18 protein-coding genes are annotated in these 24,119 nt (G+C 37.9%); 10 read left to right on the top strand and 8 right to left on the bottom strand.

Annotated elements, in window-relative coordinates:
• Positions 1 to 39 precede the first annotated feature (39 nt).
• Positions 40 to 1,014: a zinc transporter permease subunit ZevB gene (gene zevB / locus DQN49_RS08730; protein ID WP_006995878.1), complete on the bottom strand. Its 975-nt coding sequence runs from the start codon at positions 1,012 to 1,014 to the stop codon at positions 40 to 42.
• A gap of 2 nt (positions 1,015 to 1,016) precedes the next feature.
• Entirely contained in the window at positions 1,017 to 1,637 is a 621-nt protein-coding gene (gene zevA / locus DQN49_RS08725; protein WP_005694310.1) for a zinc transporter binding subunit ZevA, read from the bottom strand.
• A gap of 324 nt (positions 1,638 to 1,961) precedes the next feature.
• On the opposite strand from zevA, the gene DQN49_RS08720 reads away from it, so the two are divergent.
• The 7 genes from DQN49_RS08720 to mfd all read left to right on the top strand — a co-directional run bounded on the left by DQN49_RS08720 (position 1,962) and on the right by mfd (position 10,524).
• Positions 1,962 to 2,267 (top strand): type II toxin-antitoxin system RelE/ParE family toxin, encoded by a 306-nt coding sequence (locus tag DQN49_RS08720; protein ID WP_005650215.1) that lies wholly within the window; start codon positions 1,962 to 1,964, stop codon positions 2,265 to 2,267.
• Positions 2,268 to 2,277: 10 nt separating this feature from the next.
• On the top strand, positions 2,278 to 2,601 hold the full coding sequence (locus DQN49_RS08715) for a HigA family addiction module antitoxin (protein ID WP_005650217.1): 324 nt from the start codon (positions 2,278 to 2,280) through the stop codon (positions 2,599 to 2,601).
• Positions 2,602 to 2,763: 162 nt separating this feature from the next.
• Entirely contained in the window at positions 2,764 to 4,434 is a 1,671-nt protein-coding gene (gene ettA / locus DQN49_RS08710; protein WP_005663485.1) for an energy-dependent translational throttle protein EttA, read from the top strand.
• Positions 4,435 to 4,494: 60 nt separating this feature from the next.
• Positions 4,495 to 4,836 (top strand): SirB2 family protein, encoded by a 342-nt coding sequence (locus tag DQN49_RS08705; RefSeq protein WP_006995879.1) that lies wholly within the window; start codon positions 4,495 to 4,497, stop codon positions 4,834 to 4,836.
• A gap of 4 nt (positions 4,837 to 4,840) precedes the next feature.
• The gene (locus DQN49_RS08700) at positions 4,841 to 6,811 is read left to right on the top strand and encodes a tRNA(Met) cytidine acetyltransferase TmcA (protein ID WP_006995880.1); all 1,971 of its coding nucleotides are present in this window, start codon (positions 4,841 to 4,843) and stop codon (positions 6,809 to 6,811) included.
• Positions 6,808 to 6,981, top strand: a complete 174-nt coding sequence (locus tag DQN49_RS10250) for a DUF5363 domain-containing protein (protein ID WP_005657572.1) — start codon at positions 6,808 to 6,810, stop codon at positions 6,979 to 6,981. Before DQN49_RS08700 ends, DQN49_RS10250 begins: the two co-directional genes overlap by 4 nt.
• A 102-nt stretch (positions 6,982 to 7,083) precedes the next feature.
• On the top strand, positions 7,084 to 10,524 hold the full coding sequence (gene mfd, locus DQN49_RS08695) for a transcription-repair coupling factor (protein WP_032826311.1): 3,441 nt from the start codon (positions 7,084 to 7,086) through the stop codon (positions 10,522 to 10,524).
• A gap of 52 nt (positions 10,525 to 10,576) precedes the next feature.
• Here the strand turns inward: mfd and DQN49_RS08690 are convergent, their stop codons facing one another.
• Positions 10,577 to 11,968 carry a DegQ family serine endoprotease gene (locus tag DQN49_RS08690; protein WP_032826277.1) on the bottom strand — a complete coding sequence of 464 codons (1,392 nt, stop codon included), beginning with the start codon at positions 11,966 to 11,968 and terminating at the stop codon, positions 10,577 to 10,579.
• 193 nt (positions 11,969 to 12,161) lie between these two features.
• Between DQN49_RS08690 and accD the strand changes: the two genes are divergently transcribed.
• Complete coding sequence (accD, locus tag DQN49_RS08685) at positions 12,162 to 13,052, top strand: acetyl-CoA carboxylase, carboxyltransferase subunit beta (RefSeq protein ID WP_006995883.1); 891 nt, start codon at positions 12,162 to 12,164, stop codon at positions 13,050 to 13,052.
• Between the two features lies 1 nt (position 13,053).
• A complete protein-coding gene (folC, locus tag DQN49_RS08680) occupies positions 13,054 to 14,358 on the top strand; it encodes a bifunctional tetrahydrofolate synthase/dihydrofolate synthase (RefSeq protein ID WP_032826312.1) in 1,305 nt (434 codons plus the stop codon).
• A 287-nt stretch (positions 14,359 to 14,645) separates the two neighbouring features.
• On the opposite strand, the gene DQN49_RS08675 is transcribed toward folC, so the two are convergent.
• Positions 14,646 to 15,326 carry a SanA/YdcF family protein gene (locus DQN49_RS08675; protein WP_006995886.1) on the bottom strand — a complete coding sequence of 227 codons (681 nt, stop codon included), beginning with the start codon at positions 15,324 to 15,326 and terminating at the stop codon, positions 14,646 to 14,648.
• 157 nt (positions 15,327 to 15,483) lie between these two features.
• Between DQN49_RS08675 and metX the strand changes: the two genes are divergently transcribed.
• Positions 15,484 to 16,560, top strand: coding sequence for a homoserine O-acetyltransferase MetX (gene metX / locus DQN49_RS08670; RefSeq protein WP_006995887.1), 1,077 nt, complete (start codon positions 15,484 to 15,486; stop codon positions 16,558 to 16,560).
• A gap of 54 nt (positions 16,561 to 16,614) precedes the next feature.
• Here metX and gyrA read toward each other — a convergent pair whose 3' ends face one another.
• The 4 genes from gyrA to DQN49_RS08650 form a co-directional block, all read right to left on the bottom strand.
• Positions 16,615 to 19,257, bottom strand: a complete 2,643-nt coding sequence (gene gyrA, locus DQN49_RS08665) for a DNA topoisomerase (ATP-hydrolyzing) subunit A (protein WP_006995888.1) — start codon at positions 19,255 to 19,257, stop codon at positions 16,615 to 16,617.
• A gap of 441 nt (positions 19,258 to 19,698) precedes the next feature.
• Complete coding sequence (locus DQN49_RS08660) at positions 19,699 to 20,835, bottom strand: fimbrial protein (protein ID WP_006995889.1); 1,137 nt, start codon at positions 20,833 to 20,835, stop codon at positions 19,699 to 19,701.
• 11 nt (positions 20,836 to 20,846) lie between these two features.
• A complete protein-coding gene (locus DQN49_RS08655; protein ID WP_006995890.1) occupies positions 20,847 to 23,348 on the bottom strand; it encodes a fimbria/pilus outer membrane usher protein in 2,502 nt (833 codons plus the stop codon).
• Between the two features lie 61 nt (positions 23,349 to 23,409).
• Positions 23,410 to 24,105, bottom strand: a complete 696-nt coding sequence (locus DQN49_RS08650; RefSeq protein ID WP_006995891.1) for a fimbrial biogenesis chaperone — start codon at positions 24,103 to 24,105, stop codon at positions 23,410 to 23,412.
• Positions 24,106 to 24,119: the final 14 nt, after the last annotated feature.

Genomic DNA, 24,119 nt, shown 5'->3' with positions numbered 1-24,119 from the left:
CCTATTATCTCTCAATAATAAAATATCTTTGATAGCTTATTAATTTCCAAATAAAATAGTTCCTCCATTTACTGGGTTTAGCGTTCCATACAACAAACTCAAGGCAAAAAATAGCATTATTCCACCTGCGATTAGTTTCACGATGCTTCCGCTTTTTCCTTTCGTATGTTTTGAACTATACCAACGCCCTAAGTGAATTGCGGTATTTCGTGCATAACGTACAATCCCCGCGAAGGCTGACAGCATAAGTCCTGTGCCGAAAGACATGGCTAATACAGCTAAAATTCCCCAGCCATAAAGATCAAGCATATAAGCTAAAAATAAAACGAAAATTGCACCGCTACATGGTCGCATGCCAATTGTTAAAATCACGAGGAATTGCGATTTTAGATTGGTTGCTTGTGCAGTTTGTGTGGGGCTTGGCAAATGTTGGTGTCCACAGCTACAAGTGTTTGGTTGAAAAGTGCGGTTATTTTTGACCGCACTTTTTTCGTGTAGGGGGAGGGGATTGAGGGATTTAATGGTTAATTTAGCTTTTTTACGATAGGCACGTAAACCTTGCCAAATCCAATAACAGCCGAGAAATACCAATAATAGCAAGGCAGTTCGTTCTAACCAAAGCTGACTTAATTTGAAATAACGTGATGAAAGATTTAGCACTACAACAAGCAATGTTGTTGCTGTAATCGCAACAATGCCTTGCATTAAGGAAGAAAGTAAACTCAAGATAGTGCTTTGTTTTAATTGGCTTTCATGCGTGGAAAGATAGCTGGCAATAATAAATTTGCCGTGTCCTGGCCCGAGGGCATGGAGTACGCCGTAAACAAAGCTGGCAAAAATAAGTGTGATGCCTGCCTTGATGCTATTATTTTGAATTTGATGTAAATTTTCCGAAATAAGCTGATTAAACTCTTTTTGCCAACTGGCAATATGTAAGAAAAACCAAGGGGAAAAATAGGCAAGTAAGGCGAGTGTAATCACTAATAACACGAGCCCAGTTTTATATTTTTTCATTTCTACTCACATTGAATTATTATTTTTTGCGCGAACATTACGCCTAAGGAATCATCTTCGTTCTTTTGGGATTTATCAAGTGAAGATGCGTAGGCTTGGATTTTTTCATCCACATTAGGTTCAATTAATTTTCCTTGGCAATTTTTCGAAAGTGCGGAAAAATCTACCGCACTTTTTGAAGCGTAAGTCATCGCCACATAATAAGTGGGATCGTAAGTTTGTAAGCTAAATGTGTTTTTTTCTAACTTTTGCGGATGGGCGAGTGGCACATCAAAATAATATTGCAGTTGTAAGCCTTGAACATTAATGCCGTAATTTTTTGGGCGAGGGGAATATTTGATTTTATTATTCTGGGCATCATATAGATAGCTGAAATAATGCTCACTGACGATATTTCCCATTACATCATCAAGAAGTTTTTGTTTTTCCGCTTTAGTTCTAGCTTGTTTCATATCATAAATAACTGCAGACGAACTTGGTTCATCCAACGTCCATTTCATTGAAAAACCTGTGAGTTGATTATTTTCTATAATGGGCGTGGTTTGTATATCAATAAATGCGTGAGGATGGGCTAAAACACCAAAACTAATGAATAAACCGAGTAATAATGAATACGTTTTCACAAAAAATCCTATTATTTTGAACGCTAGAATTTGAAGTTGTTTATTCTACACGCAAAAACGAATTTTTCTGTCAAAAATGTTGATGTAAATCAAAAAAACTCTCAATAGCATTTCCCTTGCCTTTCAATATTCAGTAACATAGCTCCCGTCAAGTGATTGCTTGATATTCATAAAGTTCCTAAATAAAATAATGATAAATATAGCTAAACTACTTTCCTGCCACCCATTTCGGGTGGTTTTTTTTATCTAAGTCGAAAGATGCACTCTTGCATTGTGCATTTATTCTTATTATGATCAGCTCGAGTATAACTAAGAGAATAATAGATGTTTAATTTAAAGCGTGAGCATTTTAGAGATGATTATCTTTATAGGTTTTATCAATATGGTGATACTCATAGTAAGATTCCTTCTAATTTGTATAAAGTATTGGCAAGAAAATTAGATATGATAAGTGCCTCAGAAAATATCAACGATTTACGTTCTCCACCAGCTAACCATTTGGAGTTGCTTGAGCCAAAAGAAAATAAAATTTATTCTATTCGAGTGAATAAACAATATCGTTTAATTTTTAAATATGAAAATAACGAAGTAAATAATTTATATTTAGATCCACATTCTTATAATTTGTAAGGAGGATAATATGATGACGAGAAAACCCACCTCTGTTGGTGAAATTCTACAAGAAGAGTTTTTAGAACCTTTAAGTCTTAAAATTAGTGATTTAGCTCAAATTTTAGATGTACATCGTAATACGGCAAGCAATATTGTTAATAATAGTTCACGAATTACGCTAGAAATGGCAGTTAAACTTGCTAAAGTATTTGATACTACGCCTGAGTTTTGGCTTAATCTGCAAACACGTATTGATTTATGGGACCTTGAACACAATAAACGTTTTCAACAAAGTCTTGCAAATGTTAAGCCCGCTCTACATCGGCATGATACTTCTACATTTGCAATGTAATTTGAGCCCTAAAGTGTCTATTTAATTTAGGGAATACTTCACTCTAAATATTTACAAGTGGTTAGGTTTCGCCAAACTTTTGCAAAATCTGTCCACTTGTTTCCTATATTTTCGCCCTATTTTCCAGTAGAATAGGGCGAATTTTTTTGTGAGGAATTATTAATGTCATCTCAATTTGTGTATACGATGCATCGTGTCGGCAAAGTAGTGCCGCCGAAGCGTCATATTTTGAAAGATATTTCTTTAAGCTTTTTCCCTGGTGCTAAGATCGGGGTTTTAGGTTTAAATGGTGCGGGTAAATCGACTCTTTTACGCATTATGGCAGGCGTAGATAAAGAGTTTGAAGGGGAAGCTCGTCCACAACCGGGTATTAAAATTGGGTATCTTCCGCAAGAGCCAAAACTCGAGCCACAACAAACCGTGCGTGAAGCAGTGGAAGAAGCGGTTTCTGAAGTGAAAAATGCACTGACTCGTTTAGATGAAGTGTATGCGCTTTATGCGGATCCTGATGCAGATTTTGATAAATTAGCCGCAGAACAAGCGAACCTTGAAGCCATTATTCAAGCGCATGATGGACATAATTTAGATAACCAATTAGAGCGCGCCGCAGATGCGTTACGTTTACCTGATTGGGATGCCAAAATTGAACATTTATCTGGTGGTGAGCGTCGCCGTGTGGCACTTTGCCGCTTGTTACTCGAAAAACCAGACATGCTCTTATTAGATGAGCCAACTAACCACTTAGATGCGGAATCTGTGGCATGGTTAGAGCGATTCTTACATGATTATGAAGGCACTGTTGTGGCGATTACCCACGACCGTTATTTCTTAGATAATGTGGCTGGTTGGATCTTAGAGCTTGACCGTGGCGAAGGCATTCCTTGGGAAGGCAACTATTCTTCTTGGTTAGAGCAAAAAGAGAAACGTTTAGAACAAGAACAAGCAACTGAAAACGCACGTCAAAAATCCATTGCGAAAGAGTTAGAATGGGTTCGTCAAAATCCAAAAGGTCGTCAAGCGAAAAGTAAAGCACGTATGGCACGCTTTGATGAATTGAACTCTGGCGAATATCAAAAACGAAACGAGACTAACGAACTCTTTATTCCACCTGGCCCACGCTTAGGCGATAAAGTGATTGAAGTGCAAAACTTAACCAAGTCTTATGGCGACCGTACTTTAATTGATGATTTATCATTCAGTATTCCAAAAGGTGCAATTGTTGGGATTATCGGAGCGAATGGTGCAGGTAAATCAACTTTATTCCGTATGTTGTCAGGTCAAGAGCAGCCAGATTCAGGTTCTGTGACAATGGGAGAAACCGTTGTACTTGCATCTGTGGATCAATTCCGTGACGCTATGGATGATAAGAAAACCGTGTGGGAAGAAGTGTCTAACGGACAAGATATTCTCACTATCGGTAACTTTGAAATTCCAAGCCGTGCCTATGTGGGACGCTTTAACTTCAAAGGTGTGGATCAACAAAAACGAGTAGGAGAATTATCAGGCGGGGAACGTGGTCGTTTACACTTAGCAAAACTTCTACAACGCGGCGGTAATGTATTGTTATTGGATGAACCAACCAATGACTTAGATGTTGAAACCTTACGTGCATTAGAAAATGCGATTTTAGAATTCCCAGGCTGTGCAATGGTGATTTCCCATGACCGTTGGTTCTTAGACCGTATCGCAACGCATATTTTAGATTACGGCGATGAAGGTAAAGTCACGTTCTATGAAGGTAACTTCTCAGACTATGAAGAGTGGAAAAAGAAAACTTTAGGCGATGCCGCCACTCAGCCACATCGTATTAAATATAAACGTATTGCGAAGTAATTTAGATTGAGAAAGTGCGGTGGATTTTGACCGCACTTTTCTTACTTTTTTGGAGTGATTATGCTAGTTCATTTACATATTTTTTTCGCCTTTTTAAGTTTGGCATTGTTAGTAATTCGTGGTGCAATGCAGCTTAATGGTAAAAATTGGCGTTCGATAAAATTATTAAAAATTTTACCGCACTTATCAGATACCTTGTTGATTGTTTCTGGCGTTGTCATTTTATATATCTTCACTTTTTATATTGAATGGTGGTTAGTGGCTAAATTCGCATTACTGATCTTGTATATCGTGTTTGCTGCGAAATTATTCAGTAAAAAAGTTTCTCAACCAAAACCTATTTTCTTTTGGCTTGCTTGCGCAAATTTTATTGGTGCGATGTTAATTGCCCATTTAAAATAAAACGATGTCATTTCGCCATCTTCAAATTTTAATCAGTAAAACTTTGCCGCTTGTGCCTGATAACGTATTAATTATCGGTGAAAGCGGCATTGCTTTTTCTAAAGCAACGAATTTGCTCGGACAAGAATTTGAACATATTTTATTTGATGGACGAAATGGTATTCATCTTGAAGCACTAGCTATTGCAGCGGGAACACTGAAAATGGGCGGCACACTTTGTTTAGTGTTATCTGATTGGGAAAATTTATCTCAGCAGCCTGATCAAGATAGTTTACGTTGGAATGGAAATCAGTTAGCGATTGCTACACCTAATTTTATTGATCATTTCAAACAGTGTATTGAACGCTATCATTTCCCCATTTTCAGAGAGGAAAGTGCGGTTGAATTTCCTCCCATTTTTTATTCTAACGAGCATCATAAAAATGCCACGTTAGCTCAACAACAAATTATCGAGACTATTTTACAGGCCGAGCAGAATATTTATTTTCTAACTGCTAAGCGGGGAAGAGGGAAATCTGCATTATTGGGAATGCTTGCTAACCAAATTCAGGCACCAGTTTATCTGACTGCGCCGAATAAAAGTGCAGTGCATTCGGTTATCGAATTTTCAGAACGAGAGATAGAGTTTATCGCGCCCGATGAACTGGCTATTCGGTTACAAAATGAACCCGAATTTAGTCAACCTGCTTGGTTGCTCATAGATGAAGCAGCAATGATTCCATTGCCGTTATTGCAAGAATATTCTCAATATTTTCAACATATTGTCTTCAGCACAACAATTCATAGCTATGAAGGAACGGGGCGTGGTTTCGAATTAAAATTTAAACGGAAAATTCACCGCACTTTTCAGCATTTTGAGCTTAAACAGGCCCTACGTTGGCAAGAAAATGATCCGTTAGAACATTTTATTGATGATCTTTTATTGCTAAATGCCGAAGATGATTTTCAGCACTTCGACTATAGCAATATTACTTATAACATAGAGGAAAACGCTAAAAACCTTGCCTTCCCCTGCTTGCGGGGGAAGGTGCCCGTAGGGCGGAAGGGGGACTTAGATATAGCCAGCCCCCCTCAGTCTTCGGTAGCTCCCCTCACAAGCAAGGGCAGCCAAGGGGAATATAGTCATCAATTTTTCTTTCGAGATTTTTATGGGCTAATGACGATTGCTCACTACCGCACCTCGCCACTTGATCTTCGCCGTTTACTTGATGGAGAAAATCAACGTTTTTATTTTGCCGAATATCAACAGAATTTGCTCGGTGCAATTTGGGCATTAGAAGAAGGAAATATGGCAGATGATAAGTTGATTGTTCAAATTCAACAAGGCAAACGCCGCCCGAAAGGGAATCTTGTGCCACAGGCATTATGTTTCCATGAAAATTTATCCCACGCCTGTAAATTACGATCTTTACGCATTTCACGTATCGCCGTTCAGCCAAATTGGCAAAAAAAGGGTATTGGTCAAAATCTAATGAAATTTATGGAAAATTCAGAAGTGGATTTTCTTTCGGTAAGTTTTGGTTACACCGACGAACTCGCAAAATTTTGGCAAAAGTGCGGTTTTATTTTGGTGCATTTAGGAGAACATCAAGAAGCGAGTAGTGGTTGTTATTCAGCGATTGCCCTTAAAGGTCTTTCCAAAGAAGGCTTGGCTTTAGTTGATACTGCACACAAACAATTTCAGCGTAATATCCCTTTATCTTTTCATCCGTTCGCCATAAATTTTGAGCAAAATCAGTTTGATTGGCAGCTTGATGAGTTCGATTGGCTGAGCTTAAAAAACTTCGCTAATTTTCACCGCACTTTATTTTCGAGCATTCCTGCGATAAGGCGTTTATTAAAATTAGCGGGCAAAGAAAACTTCCCATTAATTTCCGCTTATTTAACAAAAAAACAACTTCCCATTAACAAGAAAAAAGGCGTAGAATGTTTGCGTTTAGAAATTAAACAATATTTAGCGCGAGGAACTTTATGACAGAGCAAACCGCAAAACCAAAAGGCTGGTTTAAACGCGCACTTGAAAAATATGACAACTTCATTAAAGAATGGGGGTTAGATCAACCTAATTGTAGCTGCGTGCCTATGTCAGCAACAGAAGATGAAAATGGCAATTTGAAGAAAGAAGAATCTTCTTTAAAGAAATAAATATTAACTGGTTTTTTAAACAGTAAATTTGTTGAAAGATAGGTCAAATTCCAGTACACTATGCGTCAATTTTTATACAAGATTGACGCATTATTTATATTTATGAAAACGGCTTTTTTCCAACCTGATATTCCAACCCAACCTAATGATCATAAAATTTTAGGCAATGTCTTACAAGGTGCTGATGCACTGGCGATTAGTGAAATTGCAGAGCAAAATCAAAATTTAACTGTAGTAGTCACACCAGATACACGAAGTGCGGTACGTTTATCACGGATTTTATCGGAATTAAGCAGCCAAAATGTATGCCTTTTTCCTGATTGGGAAACCTTACCTTACGATACCTTTTCTCCCCATCAAGAAATTATTTCCTCTCGTTTAAGTGCACTTTTCCATTTACAAAATGCGAAAAAAGGCATTTTCTTATTGCCGATTTCGACATTAATGCAACGCCTTTGCCCGCCACAATATTTACAACACAATGTGCTTCTGATTAAAAAAGGCGATCGTTTGGTCATCGATAAAATGCGCTTACAATTAGAAGCTGCGGGCTATCGTGCTGTGGAGCAAGTATTAGAACACGGCGAGTACGCAGTTCGTGGTGCTTTGTTGGATCTTTTCCCAATGGGAAGTGCGGTGCCTTTTCGTCTTGATTTTTTTGATGATGAAATTGATTCTATTCGCACTTTTGATGTGGATACACAACGTACTCTTGATGAAATTAACTCAATTAATCTTTTGCCAGCGCACGAATTTCCAACGGATGACAAAGGGATTGAATTTTTCCGTGCGCAATTTCGTGAAACCTTTGGCGAAATTCGTCGTGATCCCGAACATATTTATCAGCAAATCAGTAAAGGTACCTTGATTTCTGGCATTGAATATTGGCAGCCACTTTTCTTTTCTGAAATGGCGACTTTATTTGATTATTTGCCAGAACAAACGCTGTTTGTAGATATGGAAAATAATCAAACGCAAGGCGAGCGTTTTTATCAAGATGCCAAACAGCGTTATGAACAACGTAAAGTGGATCCGATGCGTCCGCTTTTATCGCCTGAAAAATTATGGCTTAATGTAGATGAAGTCAATCGCCGATTGAAATCTTATCCACGTATTACATTTAAAGCGGAAAAAGTGCGGTCATCGGTACGCCAGAAAAATTTACCTGTTGCCGCTCTACCAGAAGTGACTATTCAATCCCAGCAAAAAGAACCATTGGGACAATTACGTCAATTTATTGAGCATTTTAAAGGAAATTTATTGTTTTCTGTGGAGACGGAAGGTCGCCGAGAAACTTTGCTTGATTTGCTTTCACCGTTAAAACTCAAGCCAAAACAAATTCAATCTTTGGAACAGATTGAAAATGAAAAATTTAGCTTGTTAGTCAGCTCTCTTGAACAAGGTTTTATAATTGAACAATCGCTTCCTGTTGCGATTATTGGCGAAGCTAATTTACTTGGCGAGCGCATTCAACAACGTTCTAGAGACAAACGTAAAACAATTAATCCTGATACGCTTGTACGAAATCTTGCCGAACTGAAAATAGGGCAACCAGTTGTGCATCTTGATCACGGTGTGGGACGTTATGGCGGTTTGATTACCTTAGATACAGGCGGCATTAAAGCCGAATATTTGCTACTAAATTATGCAAATGAATCAAAACTTTATGTGCCAGTGACTTCATTACATTTGATTAGCCGTTATGTTGGTGGTTCTGATGAAAGTGCGCCATTACATAAATTAGGGAACGAGGCTTGGGCGAAATCACGCCAAAAAGCAGCGGAGAAAATTCGTGATGTGGCGGCAGAGTTATTAGATGTTTACGCACAACGTGAAGCGAAGAAAGGCTTTACCTTTAAATATGATCGTGAAGAATTTCAACAATTTGCCGCAACCTTTCCTTTTGAAGAAACCTACGATCAGGAAATGGCAATTAATGCGGTAATTTCGGATATGTGTCAGCCAAAAGCAATGGATCGCCTTGTTTGCGGAGATGTGGGTTTTGGTAAAACTGAAGTGGCAATGCGCGCTGCGTTTTTGGCTGTGATGAATCATAAGCAAGTAGCAGTGTTGGTGCCAACTACACTTTTAGCCCAACAGCATTATGAGAATTTTAAAGATCGTTTTGCAAATTTGCCTGTGAACGTAGAAGTGTTATCGCGTTTTAAAACTGCAAAAGAACAAAAACAAATTCTGGAAAATCTTGCAGAAGGGAAAGTCGATATCCTAATTGGTACCCATAAATTAATTCAATCAGATGTCAAATTTAATGATCTTGGCTTGTTGATTATTGATGAAGAACACCGTTTCGGTGTGGGGCAAAAAGAGAAAATTAAACAGCTCCGCGCAAATATCGATATTCTTACCTTAACGGCAACGCCAATTCCGCGAACGCTTAATATGGCGATGAATGGTATTCGTGATCTTTCCATTATTTCTACGCCACCTGCTCGCCGATTAAGTATTAAAACCTTCGTTCGCCAGAATGACGATCTTGTTGTACGAGAAGCGATTTTGCGTGAAATTCTCCGTGGTGGGCAGGTTTATTATCTCCACAATGACGTTGCAAGCATTGAAAATACTGCGGAAAAACTTACCGCACTTGTGCCAGAAGCGCGAGTGATTGTGGGACACGGACAAATGCGAGAACGTGCGCTAGAGCGCGTGATGAGTGATTTTTATCATCAGCGTTATAACGTATTAGTTTGTTCAACCATTATCGAAACGGGTATTGATGTGCCAACGGCAAATACCATTATTATTGAACGAGCGGATCATTTTGGGTTGGCTCAGTTACATCAATTACGCGGACGAGTCGGGCGTTCACATCATCAAGCTTATGCTTATTTGCTTACGCCACCGCCAAAAATGATGACAAAAGATGCTGAACGCCGTCTAGATGCGTTGGAAAATCTTGATAATCTTGGGGCTGGTTTTATCTTGGCAACCCACGATTTAGAGATTCGTGGTGCAGGCGAATTACTCGGAAATGAACAAAGCGGACAAATTGAAAGCATCGGTTTTTCGCTTTATATGGAATTATTGGATGCGGCGGTTAAAGCGTTAAAAGAAGGGCGAGAGCCATCATTAGAAGAATTGACGCAACAACAAGCGGATATTGAATTGCGCGTGCCTGCTTTATTGCCAGATGATTATTTAGGGGATGTGAATATGCGTTTATCCTTTTATAAACGTATTGCCACAGCAGAGAGTAAATCAGAATTGGACGAGTTAAAAGTTGAGTTGATAGATCGATTCGGATTATTGCCTGATGCGACAAAAAATTTACTGCAAATTGCAGAGTTACGTTTGTTGGTTGAGCCATTGAAAGTTGTGCGAATTGATGCAGGTACGCAAGGCGGTTTTATTGAGTTTTCAGCAAAAGCACAAGTAAATCCAGATAAATTTATTCAATTAATTCAAAAAGAACCTATTGTGTATCGCTTTGAAGGCCCATTAAAATTTAAGTTTATGAAAGACCTATCTGATAACAAAGTGCGGTTAGAATTTGTAGTGGATTTGTTGAAAGCGATTACTTCATAAAAAGAAGTCCGATCATAATGATCGGACTTTTTTCTTAAATATATCAAGAAGATTATTGTACTAATAAATAGAAATTACTGTTACCTCGTAAAATATTAAGTGCAACTGCTGACGGCTCAGTTTCAAGCACTTTATTTAATTCACTAAGATTTTCGATCATTTGACGATTGATACCAATAATAATGTCGCCAGCTTTTAAACCACGCTGTGTGGCAAGTGAATTAGGCTGAACTTTTGTGATTTCAATGCCTTTGATGCCTTTTGCATCGTAGTTTTTCAATGTCGCACCATCTAATGCAGGTAATTCGGTTTTTGAGGAAAGTTGGCTACCATCATCTGCTTGTAATTTCACTTTAACATCGTGGGATTTGCCGTCTCGTAAGTAGGTTAAGCTAATCTCTTTCCCTGCACCAGAGGTGGCGATTTTTGCACGTATTTCAGCAAAACTTGAGATTTTTTGACCGTTCATTGCCGTGATAATATCGCCTGCTTTAAGACCTGCTTTTTCAGCAGCAGATTTCGGTAAAACTTCGCTCACAAATGCGCCTTGTTGCACGCTCACATTAAAGGCTTTGGCTAAATCAGCATTGAGTTCACCACCTTTAATGCCAAGCAATCCTCGGCGTACTTGACCAAATTCTAAAATTTGTTGCACTAAATTGCTTGCTTGATTACTTGGAATCGCAAAGGCAATTCCTGCATTGCCACCACTTGGAGAAATAATTGCAGTGTTAATTCCAATAAGTTCGCCATTTAAATTTATTAACGCACCACCCGAATTACCGCGGTTTACTGCTGCATCGGTTTGAATATAGTTTTCGTAAGCACCGCTGTCAGAGCCTGTTGAACGACCTAATGCAGAAACAATACCTGATGTCACAGTTTGACCTAAACCAAATGGATTACCAATTGCAACAGTGAAATCGCCTACGCGTAATTTGTTGGAATCAGCAAATTTGATTTCTGTTAAATTACTTGGTTTTTCAAGTTGAACTAACGCAATGTCTGATTGTTCATCTTTTCCCACTAATTTCGCTTTAAATTCACGCCCATCTTGTAATTGCACAGTGATTTTATCGGCATTATCAATGACATGATTATTGGTTAAAACATAACCTTTTCTTGCATTAATAATGACACCAGAACCTAAACCGCGAAAGTTACGTTTTGATTCACTACGTCCACCAAATTGTTCGGCAAAACGATCACCAAAGAAAAATTTAAATTCTTCAGGAAGATCATCTGGAAAGCTAGAGCGAGAATTAACTTTTGCTTTTCCTTCAACGGAAAGAGTGACAACGGCAGGTTGTACTTTTTCTAACATCGGTGCAAGGCTATTTTGCTCTGAAATAAAGCTTGGCAAAGTGGCTTGAGCAACAAATGATGTGCTTAATACACTTAATCCAAGTGCAATACTATTTAATACAAAACGTGTTTTTTTCATAAATACTCCAAAATAAGGTTTCAGATAACGTGGCTTATCAGACAAAAAAATAAAAAAAATGTTCAATAAGAGGAGAGTAGATTATCTTGTTTAAAAGGAAATCAGAGCAGTATAAAAATGCCTTACAAGTAGCAAATTCTATAAATTTATGTTCTAATATGCGGAATTTTCTAGTCAATAAAAAGGTCAAAAAATGAGCTGGATTAACCGAATTTTTAGTAAAAGTCCTTCTTCTTCCACTCGAAAAGCCAATGTGCCAGAAGGCGTGTGGACAAAATGTAATGCTTGTGAACAAGTACTTTATAGTGAAGAACTTAAACGTAATCTTTATGTTTGCCCTAAATGTGATCACCATATGCGTATTGACGCCCGTGAGCGTTTATTAAAATTATTAGACGAAGGTTCAAGCCAAGAAATTGCGGCAGATTTAGAGCCAAAAGATATTTTAAAATTCAAAGATTTAAAGAAATATAAAGATCGTATCAGTGCGGCGCAAAAAGAAACGGGCGAAAAAGATGCGCTAATCACTATGACAGGTACACTTTATAATATGCCAATTGTTGTAGCTGCATCGAACTTTGCTTTTATGGGCGGTTCAATGGGTTCTGTAGTTGGGGCAAAATTTGTTAAAGCGGCTGAAAAAGCAATAGAAATGAATTGTCCTTTTGTATGTTTCTCTGCAAGTGGCGGTGCACGTATGCAAGAAGCCTTGTTTTCTTTAATGCAAATGGCAAAAACCAGTGCAGTACTTGCCCAAATGCGTGAAAAAGGCGTGCCGTTTATTTCAGTATTAACGGATCCAACTTTAGGTGGCGTATCAGCAAGTTTTGCGATGTTGGGCGATTTAAATATTGCCGAGCCAAAAGCCTTAATTGGTTTTGCAGGACCACGCGTTATTGAACAAACTGTGCGTGAAAAATTGCCAGAAGGTTTCCAACGTAGTGAGTTTCTACTTGAGAAAGGGGCAATTGATATGATCGTGAAACGTTCAGAAATGCGTCAAACTTTAGCAAGTGTACTGAGTAAATTAACGAATCAACCTTCTCCTTTTATGGAGCCTGAACTCATTTCAGAAGATGAATAATATGCAACTTAAAGCCACTTCGCCACTCGCTGAGTGGCTTTCTTATTTAGAAAAAAGTCATTTTAAACCTATTGATCTCGGTTTAGATCGTATTCAATCCGTAGCGGAAAAATTGGATTTACTTCATCCCGCCCCTTATGTGATAACTGTGGGGGGGACGAATGGTAAAGGCACGACTTGTCGCTTGTTAGAAACGATTCTGCTTAATCACGGATTACGTGTAGGTGTGTATTCTTCGCCCCATTTATTGCGTTATAACGAGCGAGTACGCATTCAAAATCAAGATTTACCCGATGAAGCACATACCGCCTCTTTTGCTTTTATTGATGAAAACAAAACAGAATCGCTGACTTATTTTGAATTTAGCACCCTTTCTGCATTGCATTTATTTAAGCAAGCAAAATTAGATGTAGTGATTTTAGAAGTGGGGCTGGGCGGACGTTTAGATGCGACCAATATTGTGGATAGCCATCTCGCTGTGATTACTAGCATCGATATTGATCACACCGATTTTCTTGGGGATACCAGAGAGGATATTGCTTTTGAAAAAGCAGGAATTTTCTGCGAAAATTGCCCTGTCGTGATTGGTGAACCTAATGTGCCGCAAACAATGTTAGATCAGGCTGAAAAATTACATTGCCAAGTTGCTCGTCGTGATGTGGATTGGTTATTTGAGCAAAATGCTGAAAATTGGCAATGGCAAAATAAAAAAGTGCGGTTAGAAAATTTGCCGTTTTGTCAGATTCCATTAGCGAATGCCGCAACGGCTCTGGCTGCCGTTCAATGTTTACCTTTTGATATTTCAGAACAGACTTTGCGAAAATCTTTGCAAGAGGTAGAACTGGTTGGTCGTTTTCAAGCTATAAAAACAGATAAACGTGAGAAATTAGCGGATTATCTTGGCGTACCAGTTGAAACCTTGCCAACAATTATCGTTGATGTGGGGCATAATCCTCACGCTGCAAAATATTTATCTGAAAAATTGACCGCACTTAAACGTAGCATCGAGGGCAAAATGATTGCCGTGTGTGGGATGCTCAAAGACAAAGATGCAAATGGGGTATTTGAGCATTTAACACCTATTATTGATGAATGGCATTGTGTAACTTTAGGCGGCTATCGCGGGCAGTCAGGCGATGAATTAGCAGAGAAATTGAAAAGCCATTTCCCAAATATTCAAGCTACATCAGATAATTCTGTTATGGATGGTGTGTGTACAGCACTCAAAAGTGCGGTAAAGAATGATGTTGTTTTAGTCTTTGGATCTTTCCACACCGTAGCTGAATTTTGGGCTGTGGTGGAATAAAATTTACCATCAAAGCAAAGGGCTGATATTTAAAATCAGCCCTTATTTTTTGGAATATTATTTCCAAGAATATTTCACACCCACGGTGCCTTGGTAACCTTTATGACTATTTTTTTCTCTGTTTTATCTTTTACATCAATTGTGAGTTCAACGACAATTAAAGTAAACCCTTTAGCATAAAACAGTATTTTCCTTATCGGTTGGATTTTAACCAGTTTGTGTTTATTTAACAAGTTTAGATTAGTGTGATTTTAGAAAAATAGAAGAAATATGATTTAGAACAATATTTATAATGTGGTGCTGTTTGGCAATGGCTGAGGTTCCCCTAAAAAATAAGGCTCAACACCTAATATCAAGTCAAAAACCGCTTTTATGCGGGCAAAAACTTCTCTTATTTGTGTGGAAAAATGTAATTCTGGCTGTTTTGCCACAAAGCAAATGGCATCAATATTATGTGCTTGGGCAATTAATAGTGCGCGTTCGCAATGAAATTTTTGACTGACAATCGTAAATGCTTGCACTTGGAAAATTTTATCGGCGCGGATAACGGAATCAAGGGTGCGAAAACCTGCAAAATCACGGAACATTAAAGTTTCTGGCACGCCCATTTTGCGTAAATCGCGAAACATTGCTCTTGGTTCGTTATATTGCAAAGTTCGGTTGTCGCCACTTAATAAAAGATAATTCACTTTTTGTTGTTCGATTAGGCTTTTAGCTGCCATTAAGCGACTATCGTAATAAACGTTCGGTTTTCCGCTGACGGTGTATTTTGATGTGCCAAGCACAAGGGCGCAGGGGCGAAAGGGGAGTTCATCAATATTTGTGAATATTTTATCGCGAACATAAAAACTGACGCCTCGATCCACTAGCAAGCAAAGTATAATCAATGCAAAGATTGCGTAGAGTAGTGCGCGAAAAAGTGCGGTGAATTTTGGAGATAATTTTTTTACTAGCATAGCGGTAAACATAATGAAAAATCGACCGCACTTCAAGGAGAATTTGATGGATTTTGTGAATCGCATTGATGTGCGATAATTTAGCCGTTTAGACGGCTAAAATTTCTTGACAAGCTAATCGACTTACTGATAGTTTAAACGCCATTCTGATTATTACGATAGGTTTTCAATGTCTGTGCAAAATGTAGTGCTTTTTGACACACAGCCTTTAACTCTGATGCTTGGCGGCAAACTTTCCCATATTAATGTCGCGTATCAAACTTATGGCACGCTTAATGCCGAAAAAAATAATGCGGTATTAATTTGCCACGCTTTGACTGGTGATGCTGAGCCTTATTTCGATGATGGTCGAGATGGCTGGTGGCAGAATTTTATGGGAGCAGGTTTAGCATTGGATACGGATCGTTATTTTTTTATTAGCTCGAACGTATTAGGTGGGTGTAAGGGAACAACTGGGCCTTCATCAATTAATCCGCAAACGGGTAAACCTTATGGCAGCCAATTTCCTAATATTGTTGTGCAAGATATTGTTAAAGTACAAAAAGCCTTGCTTGAACATCTTGGTATTAGCCATTTAAAAGCGATTATTGGTGGATCTTTTGGCGGCATGCAAGCGAATCAATGGGCGATTGATTATCCTGATTTTATGGATAATATCGTGAATCTTTGCTCATCCATTTATTTTAGTGCTGAAGCCATAGGCTTTAACCACGTAATGCGTCAAGCGGTAATTAATGATCCTAATTTTAACGGTGGCGATTACTATGAGGGGACACCGCCAGATCAAGGGTTATCTATTGCGCGTATGCTGGGTATGCTGACTTACCGCACCGATTTACAACTAGCCAAAGCCTTTGGGCGTGCCACAAAATCAGATGGCAATTTTTGGGGCGATTACTTTCAAGTGGAATCCTATCTTTCTTATCAAGGCAAAAAATTTTTAGAACGTTTTGATGCCAATAGTTATTTGCATTTGTTACGTGCGTTGGATATGTATGATCCAAGTTTGGGGTATGACAATGTTAAAGAGGCATTGTCACGCATTAAAGCACGCTATACGTTGGTTTCTGTGACAACGGATCAACTTTTTAAACCCATTGATCTTTATAAAAGTAAACAGCTTTTAGAGCAAAGTGGCGTCGATCTACATTTTTATGAATTTCCATCAGACTACGGACACGATGCGTTTTTAGTGGATTATGATCAGTTTGAAAAACGAATTCGAGATGGTTTGGCAGGTAATTAATTAGTCATAAAAAAGTGCGGTGAAATTTCACCGCACTTCTTCTCTTATAATAGGTTATTCTTCAGAACTACTTTCTTCCAAAGAATCTTCTTCATCCGCATCACAAACACGTTCTAAACTTACTACGTGTTCATCATCGGCAGTACGAATTAAGCGAACACCTTGCGTGTTACGCCCTACAATGCTCACTTCGCTTACGCGTGTGCGAACAAGCGTTCCTGCATCAGTGATCAACATAATTTGGTCTGTTTCTTCTACTTGAGTTGCGGCAACTACTTTACCATTGCGTTCACTCACTTTAATCGAAATCACACCTTTTGTATTACGTGATTTAGTTGGGTATTCACTTAATTGTGTGCGTTTTCCGTAGCCGTTTTGTGTTGCGGTTAAAATTGCACCTTCACCTTTTGGCACAACGAGAGAAACCACTTTATCGATATTTAAGTCTAACGATGCTTCAGCGTTGTCATCAGAAATTTCTTCAATTTCTACCGCACTTTCATCGTCAGAAATATCGTTTGTTAAAGCCAGTTTGATACCGCGAACACCTGTTGCTAAACGTCCCATTGCACGCACGGCATTTTCAGCAAAACGCACCACGCGACCTTGCGATGAGAACAACATAATTTCGTTGCTGCCATTAGTAATATCCACGCCGATTAATTCATCTTCGTCACGTAAATTCAATGCGATGATACCGTTTGAACGTGGACGGCTAAATTCGGTTAAGGCGATTTTCTTCACAATACCGCCAGCAGTTGCCATGACCACGAATTTATCTTCTTCGTAAGCAGAAACTGGCAAGATTGCAGTAATACGTTCGTTTTCTTGTAACGGAAGAATATTCACAATTGGACGCCCGCGTGCGCCACGGCTCGCTTGCGGAAGTTGATATACTTTCAACCAATATAAACGACCACGGCTAGAGAAGCAGAGGATGGTATCGTGAGTATTTGCTACCAGTAATTTTTCGATGAAATCTTCTTCTTTCATCTTCGTTGCAGATTTGCCTTTACCGCCACGGCGTTGTGCTTCATAGTCAGTCAGTGGTTGGTATTTCACATAACCTTCGTGAGAAAGCGTCACCACCACGTCTTCTTGTGCGATTAAATCTTCTAAATCAATATCGCCAGAAGCAGCGGTAATTTCAGTTAAACGATCATCACCAAATTGTGCTTTTACTTCTTCCAATTCTTCACGAATTACTTCCATTAAACGTTCTGCGCTACTTAAAATATGAAGAAGATCCGCAATTTTAACTAATAATTCTTCATATTCTTTTATAACTTCTTCAAACGCAATGCCCGTTAAACGGTGTAAACGAAGTTCTAGAATTGCGTTTACTTGCGCTGGCGATAAGTAATATTGTTCGCCTTGAATACCAAGATTTTCTTCTAACTCATCAGGACGAGCGGAAACATCAAGAAGATTAATAATATCGTTATGTAACGTCCAAGAGCGTGAACTGATTGCTGTTGCGGCTTCTTCACGGTTTTTAGAGTTGCGAATAATTGCAATCATTTCATCGATATTAGAACGAGCAACCGCTAAACCTTCCAAAATGTGCGTACGTTCACGCGCTTTGCGAAGCTCAAAGATAGAACGACGTGTCACCACTTCACGGCGGTGTAAAACGAAGGATTCAATGATTTCTTTAAGATTAAATAAACGTGGCTGACCGTGATCCAATGCCACCATATTGATACCAAAGGTCACTTGCATTTGAGTGAGTGAGTAAAGATGGTTTAATACCACTTCCCCTACTGCATCACGTTTAATATCAATTTCAATACGGATCCCTTCTTTGTTTGAAAGGTCAGTAATATTGCTGATGCCTTCGATTTTTTTCTCGCGAATTAATTCGGCAATTTTCTCGACTAATTTTGCTTTATTTACTTGGTATGGCAATTCAGACACGATAATTTGCTCGCGTCCTTTTTCGTTGGTTTCTACTGTTGCGCGCGCACGAACATACACTTTACCACGACCAGTGCGATAGGCTTCTTCAATCCCTTTACGACCATTAATTAATGCCGCGGTTGGAAAGTCTGGGCCTGGAATATGTTGCATTAATTCATCAATGGTAATTTCATTGTTGTCTATATAAGCCAAACAACCATTTAATACTTCATTTAAGTTGTGAGGAGGAATATTAGTTGCCATCCCCACCGCAATACCAGAAGAACCATTTGCTAAAAGTGCTGGAATACGAGTCGGTAATACATCTGGAATCATTAATTCGCCATCATAGTTTGGCGAGAAATTGACGGTTTCTTTATCCAAATCCGTGAGCAATGCTTGCGTGATTTTTTGCATACGTACTTCGGTATAACGCATTGCAGCTGGCGCATCACCATCAATTGAACCGAAGTTACCTTGCCCATCAACCAACATATAGCGAAGTGAGAATGGTTGCGCCATACGAACGATTGTATCGTACACAGCTGAGTCACCATGCGGGTGATATTTACCGATTACATCACCCACAACACGCGCTGATTTTACGTATTTTTTATTGGCGGTATTGCCTTCGCGATCCATTGAGAATAGTACGCGGCGGTGAACAGGTTTTAAACCATCTCGAACGTCAGGTAATGCACGCCCAACGATAACCGACATCGCGTAGTCAAGGTAGGAAGATTTGAGTTCTTCTTCGATATTGACAGGGGTGATAGATGATTGGATTGAATCCGTCATTGGTATTCCTTTTTTGATCAAAAATTGTGGCGGATTATAGCATAAAGGTATGTTTTTTACATTAGGATTTCGCCTAATGGCGACTTACTTTCTTTTGCTTGTACAAAAGAAAGTAAGCAAAGAAAAGTACCCCCAGTTAAATCGCTGATCTTTGCTTTATTTCAATTTTCTTTACGGCAATTTTCTGAACTCGCAACTGCGTTGCTCAAACAGACGAAAATTGCCTAAAAATTGAAAGTCGCAAAGGCGATTTATATGGGGATAGAGTTTGTTGGAGCGTTATTTAAAAAGTGCGGTTGTTTTTAAGATGTTTTATATAACACTAATATTTTGTTAATTATTTGTTTGTATATAAGATTGTTATAATTGACTTATGGGAGGGAAAATTATTCTGAGATAGAATAAAAGAAAGTTAGTTGAACCTAACTTTCTTTTTGTAGGTTATTGATATGATAAAGTGTAAGTTGCAATAGCTTGTACTGTGCCAGCACTAACTGTACCATTATTTACATAATAGGCTTTAAAGGTTACAGTTGGAAATTCTTCTCCATTTGTTTTAGAAATTTGGAATTGATTAGGATTAGCATACTTAGCTGACTCTTCACCATATTTTATAGGTGTAGTATCTTCATTTTTATAAAGTTTTATTCCAACTCCTCGTGCTGTTGATTGAGCTGTTAGGGATAGTATCTCAGATCGATTATCTGGATTAGATTGATCGGTAAATGTCATCAAGGATCTAATTTTACCATTATTATCATCTGCACCTGTTTGGCAACGTAAACCAATTTTAAATTGACCGCCATAACGTTGGCTGCCAGCAGCAGAAATTGCTGCAGTTGAAATAGTTGGCATCGTAAGAATAATATTTTTTGGCGTGATTAGTTCACAAGTCATAGCAGCGACTTGCATGCTAAATGGTGGCACCCAAACATCCCATTCCGTTTTTCCGCTCCATCCATTCTCTTTTGCATTGGCTCGACGTTGAGCATCATTTAAAGATGTATTTTCTGGTTTTAGGATTTTCATTGTTGCTACTTTTAATCTGGGGATGTTCAATGTTGTACCAGCAGGAGGTTGTTTTAATAAGACGGGAATTACTCCAGCGTAAGCACCTGCTGCAGACGTAGCACAAAAGCCACTAAAGACTGTTCCCCAAGTGCCAGCTGGTGTATTGCTATTCTGACTAGGTTTGTCCCCAGTCATAACATAAAAACCTAAATAGTCATTATTTGGAATTTTATAAATCGTTCTTCCATTTGTGCGGAGTGCAACCTCTAAATCAGATTTAGCCTCTAACTTCCAGCACATGCCTTCAGTATTGCCACCACCTACAGCACCACCCTCCATCCATGGGGTTGCAAATTTGTTAGCTTGGTGTACTTGTAGTTTTCTATTATTGAAGAAATAAGGGATATTATCCCTTCTGTAGTTAATAATGCTATTCCAATTTGGTGTAGGTAAAATAAAATCTTCAGCCCTAACAACCCTTTGAGCATTCTTCCAATCCCAATACGATTGATCTGCATAAGTATTTATTGATAATAATGTGGATATTAATACGACTCTTTTTTTCATTTATCTCTTCCTTAGCGACAAATTGCTTCATATTGTTGAATTTCATCATTTTGATTATCTAAATTTACATTGTAATTAAACTGGCATTGTTCACTTTCATTAGCACCCCAGCGAACTGTGATATTGCCTTTTGTTTGAGTTAAACTATTTGCAAATAGCATACCACCTTGTCCAATAAAGCCTGCAAAGCTGCCATCACTATTTTTAGCTTCTGCAGCCATAGGTATAGCTCCTCCTTTAGCTAGTTTAATTTTAAATAGAATCATTGTGTTTTGATGAGATTCAAAATTAACCAAGTTAATGCTGTTAGCTCTAGGAATTACTTGTTTCTCAGTTGCTGAAAATTCAAGATTATTAGGCATATGGCTAGTATCAATACCTATATAATTGATAGAGTATGGAGTAGAGTAGGGTACAATAGCATTACCAAAATAATCTAATGTTTGACCCGTTCCCGTATTAACTTTAGCCCCATGCCCATTTTTAGCATGCACGATCATAAAATTATCATTAACCGAATTACCTAATGTAATTCCGTAAGGGTGTGCAACAATTGAACCGTTTGCACCCAAACCATATTGTCGTATGCCATCATTATAAATAGCTGCTGATGCACTATATTCAGCAATATTGGTTCGATAATTTAAATTAGTTGAAGTTGAGCGATGATTTTTGCTATCAGTCATCGCAGATAAATTATAGTTAAATTGATTATTCTCACCCATTGAATCACTAAATGTAGTTTGTAAACTATGATATTGGCGATTATTTGCCATTGTTGTTGAAACAGAGGCTCCTTTTCCACCTATAGGTAACGAAAAGTTTACATATAAACTGTTATTGCGAATTTTACTTGTTCTATCAATAGATTGAGAAAAACCAAATTGATAGCTTAAACTTTTATATGTATTACTGTAAGAAAATTGATATTCATGACGAGCATGATTACTATTCCAATAATTATAAGTTGAACCAATGATATAAAAATTCCCCCATTTTTCGCCGAGTCTTTGGTTTATTGAAATTTGATATTGATTTTTAGGGCGATAAAATAGAGATGAATGAATATTTTCATCATCGATAAAATTAGAGTGGTTAGCAAAAATAGCATCTCTTAAATTATAGAAATCACGAGAAGAATAGCGATATGCAGCTAAGGTTACGTTAGTACTAGTTGCTGGTAGGTTTACACTATAACTAGCGTGTATACTATATCCTCGTTTAACATTATTTGAATTAGAAAAATAAGTGCGAGATAAGGTTGCATCCGTAGTAAATGCACCAAGAGGAGTATTGAACCCTGCGCCTAATAATAGTGATCGGTAATCTTTGTGTAGTATTGCGCCTGAGTTTATTGTTAGGGCATTTAGTAAACCATATTGGAATGATAACTGTGCTACTTTGTCTTGTGAATAAACTTGGCTGCCATAGCGATAATGTCCAGCAGCAGCTTGATAAGTAAATTGTCCCATTCGAATAAGTGGTGTGAGCGAAGCATATGGCACGTTAAAACTACGTTTAACACCATTAGCTTCTGTAATTTCAACTGTTAAGTCATTATTTGAACCACTTGGGTATAAATCCGAAATATTAAAAGGTCCAGCTGGAACATTAGTTTGGTAAATAATATTTCCATCTTGTTTAATAGTAATTAAAGCATTAGTGTTTGCTATCCCTTGGATTACAGGCGCATAACCTCGTTGTGAAGATGCAAGCATTCTATCATCAGAGGAGACTTGTATACCTCTTAGTCCAATACTTTCTTGAACTTTACTTTGGCTATTGAACTCTCCTAAAGTTACTAGCCCTTGAATAGTTGCAAAATCTTTTTGTAGATAGGTTTCATTATTTTGATAGCGACTTTTTTCTGAAACCCCTTTACTGGTTTTATACCAGTTGCGAGAGCCACTATGACGTAGAGCCCAACTACCAATATTGGCACCAGTACGAATAGAGATAAATTGTTGATTGCTTTGAATAACTTTACTCTCGTAATGGTAATTATTAATATCATAATTAATAAAAGCTGCAGGTACGCCATCTTGCCATTGTGATGGAGAAATATAATCTCTTGGACGCTGAGCTATCAAGGCTTGAGGGGCACTAATGTTAAGCCGTTGTAAAGATGTATCAAATACTATATTTATATTAGTTAAAGCTATTTCAGCATCTAAACAACCACTATTGTCATTTTGACCGCTATAAGCTTCTTTGTTTAGATCTAAAAGGTTAATTAAATCTGGAGTTAAACAAAGTACAACTTTTTCTCCTTTATCAGCGAAGATTAATGATAGACTACCTTTATATTGTTCATTAACATAAATCTCAGCAGGATATTCTCCCGCTAATACAGCATTTTTATTATTAAAGCGGCTAATATCTATTAATGGAGCATCATTTTTTTGACGCAAGAAGTTTACATTGAAAGTATCATCAGCTTTCACAGGTGTGCTTAAAAGGCACGATAGCAAACTATAGTAAATAGTACTTAACTTAAAATTAAAAATTTTCATATGTATATTCCATAATATTTATTCGGAGGAAACTTACGCTTAATTATGTCGTTTCCTCTTTTTACTGCACGATGGAATGACCAAGTTGATCGCCGCCATAGTCATTTACAACAGTCCAATCTACTTTATTACCTGATTTTACACCTTTAAATGGATAGTTCTCCTGTGAATAAGGTGCAACCATACCGGGGCTTTTTAATAATTGATTATTTATTTTAATTTGAGCATAAGTAACGTAATAAGGTGTTGGGTTATCTATTTTTAAATATGTACCATTTGAACTAAAAACCACTTTTGAGTAAGCATCATTTATACTTATGGGTAAGCCTGAGGGGCGATAGAAAAATTTTAATCGGCTTTTAATAGCAAGTTGTAGATAATTTGGGTTCTGTGATAATTTATCTGCACTAGGTTTCGGTGGTATATCTAAGAGATTAAAATAAAATAGACTTTCCCGATCTTTGGCTAAGGTTTCTGTATTAGTGAAGGTTGTACGTAAGGATTGCCCACTATTTGCCTCAATACGTGTAATTGGCGGGGTAATAATAAATGGTACTTGTGTTGAATCAGGACTGCTTTGTATATCTCCTTTATCTAGCCATGATTGCACTAAAGCAGGAGATTCCCCTACATTTGTTAGCTGAATAGTAATACTTTTTTGTTCAGCGGGATAGATGATTCGAGTGCCAGTAATTACCACATTAGCTTGTGCAATAAGTGGTAATATGATAAGTAATGGCATAAATTTTTTTAGCATAAGATTCCCTAATA

The organism is Haemophilus aegyptius, from assembly GCF_900475885.1.
Taxonomy (GTDB): Bacteria; Pseudomonadota; Gammaproteobacteria; order Enterobacterales; family Pasteurellaceae; genus Haemophilus; species Haemophilus influenzae.
This window is presented reverse-complemented; position numbering and strand designations above follow the sequence as displayed.

Coding starts and splice junctions, on each gene's coding strand:
- zevB (WP_006995878.1), bottom strand. CDS start 1,014: ATGAAAAAATATAAAACTGGGCTCGTGTTATTAGTGATTACACTCGCC.
- DQN49_RS08720 (WP_005650215.1), top strand. CDS start 1,962: ATGTTTAATTTAAAGCGTGAGCATTTTAGAGATGATTATCTTTATAGG.
- DQN49_RS08715 (WP_005650217.1), top strand. CDS start 2,278: ATGATGACGAGAAAACCCACCTCTGTTGGTGAAATTCTACAAGAAGAG.
- ettA (WP_005663485.1), top strand. CDS start 2,764: ATGTCATCTCAATTTGTGTATACGATGCATCGTGTCGGCAAAGTAGTG.
- DQN49_RS08705 (WP_006995879.1), top strand. CDS start 4,495: ATGCTAGTTCATTTACATATTTTTTTCGCCTTTTTAAGTTTGGCATTG.
- DQN49_RS08700 (WP_006995880.1), top strand. CDS start 4,841: ATGTCATTTCGCCATCTTCAAATTTTAATCAGTAAAACTTTGCCGCTT.
- DQN49_RS10250 (WP_005657572.1), top strand. CDS start 6,808: ATGACAGAGCAAACCGCAAAACCAAAAGGCTGGTTTAAACGCGCACTT.
- mfd (WP_032826311.1), top strand. CDS start 7,084: ATGAAAACGGCTTTTTTCCAACCTGATATTCCAACCCAACCTAATGAT.
- DQN49_RS08690 (WP_032826277.1), bottom strand. CDS start 11,968: ATGAAAAAAACACGTTTTGTATTAAATAGTATTGCACTTGGATTAAGT.
- accD (WP_006995883.1), top strand. CDS start 12,162: ATGAGCTGGATTAACCGAATTTTTAGTAAAAGTCCTTCTTCTTCCACT.
- folC (WP_032826312.1), top strand. CDS start 13,054: ATGCAACTTAAAGCCACTTCGCCACTCGCTGAGTGGCTTTCTTATTTA.
- DQN49_RS08675 (WP_006995886.1), bottom strand. CDS start 15,326: ATGTTTACCGCTATGCTAGTAAAAAAATTATCTCCAAAATTCACCGCA.
- metX (WP_006995887.1), top strand. CDS start 15,484: ATGTCTGTGCAAAATGTAGTGCTTTTTGACACACAGCCTTTAACTCTG.
- gyrA (WP_006995888.1), bottom strand. CDS start 19,257: ATGACGGATTCAATCCAATCATCTATCACCCCTGTCAATATCGAAGAA.
- DQN49_RS08660 (WP_006995889.1), bottom strand. CDS start 20,835: ATGAAAAAAAGAGTCGTATTAATATCCACATTATTATCAATAAATACT.
- DQN49_RS08655 (WP_006995890.1), bottom strand. CDS start 23,348: ATGAAAATTTTTAATTTTAAGTTAAGTACTATTTACTATAGTTTGCTA.
- DQN49_RS08650 (WP_006995891.1), bottom strand. CDS start 24,105: ATGCTAAAAAAATTTATGCCATTACTTATCATATTACCACTTATTGCA.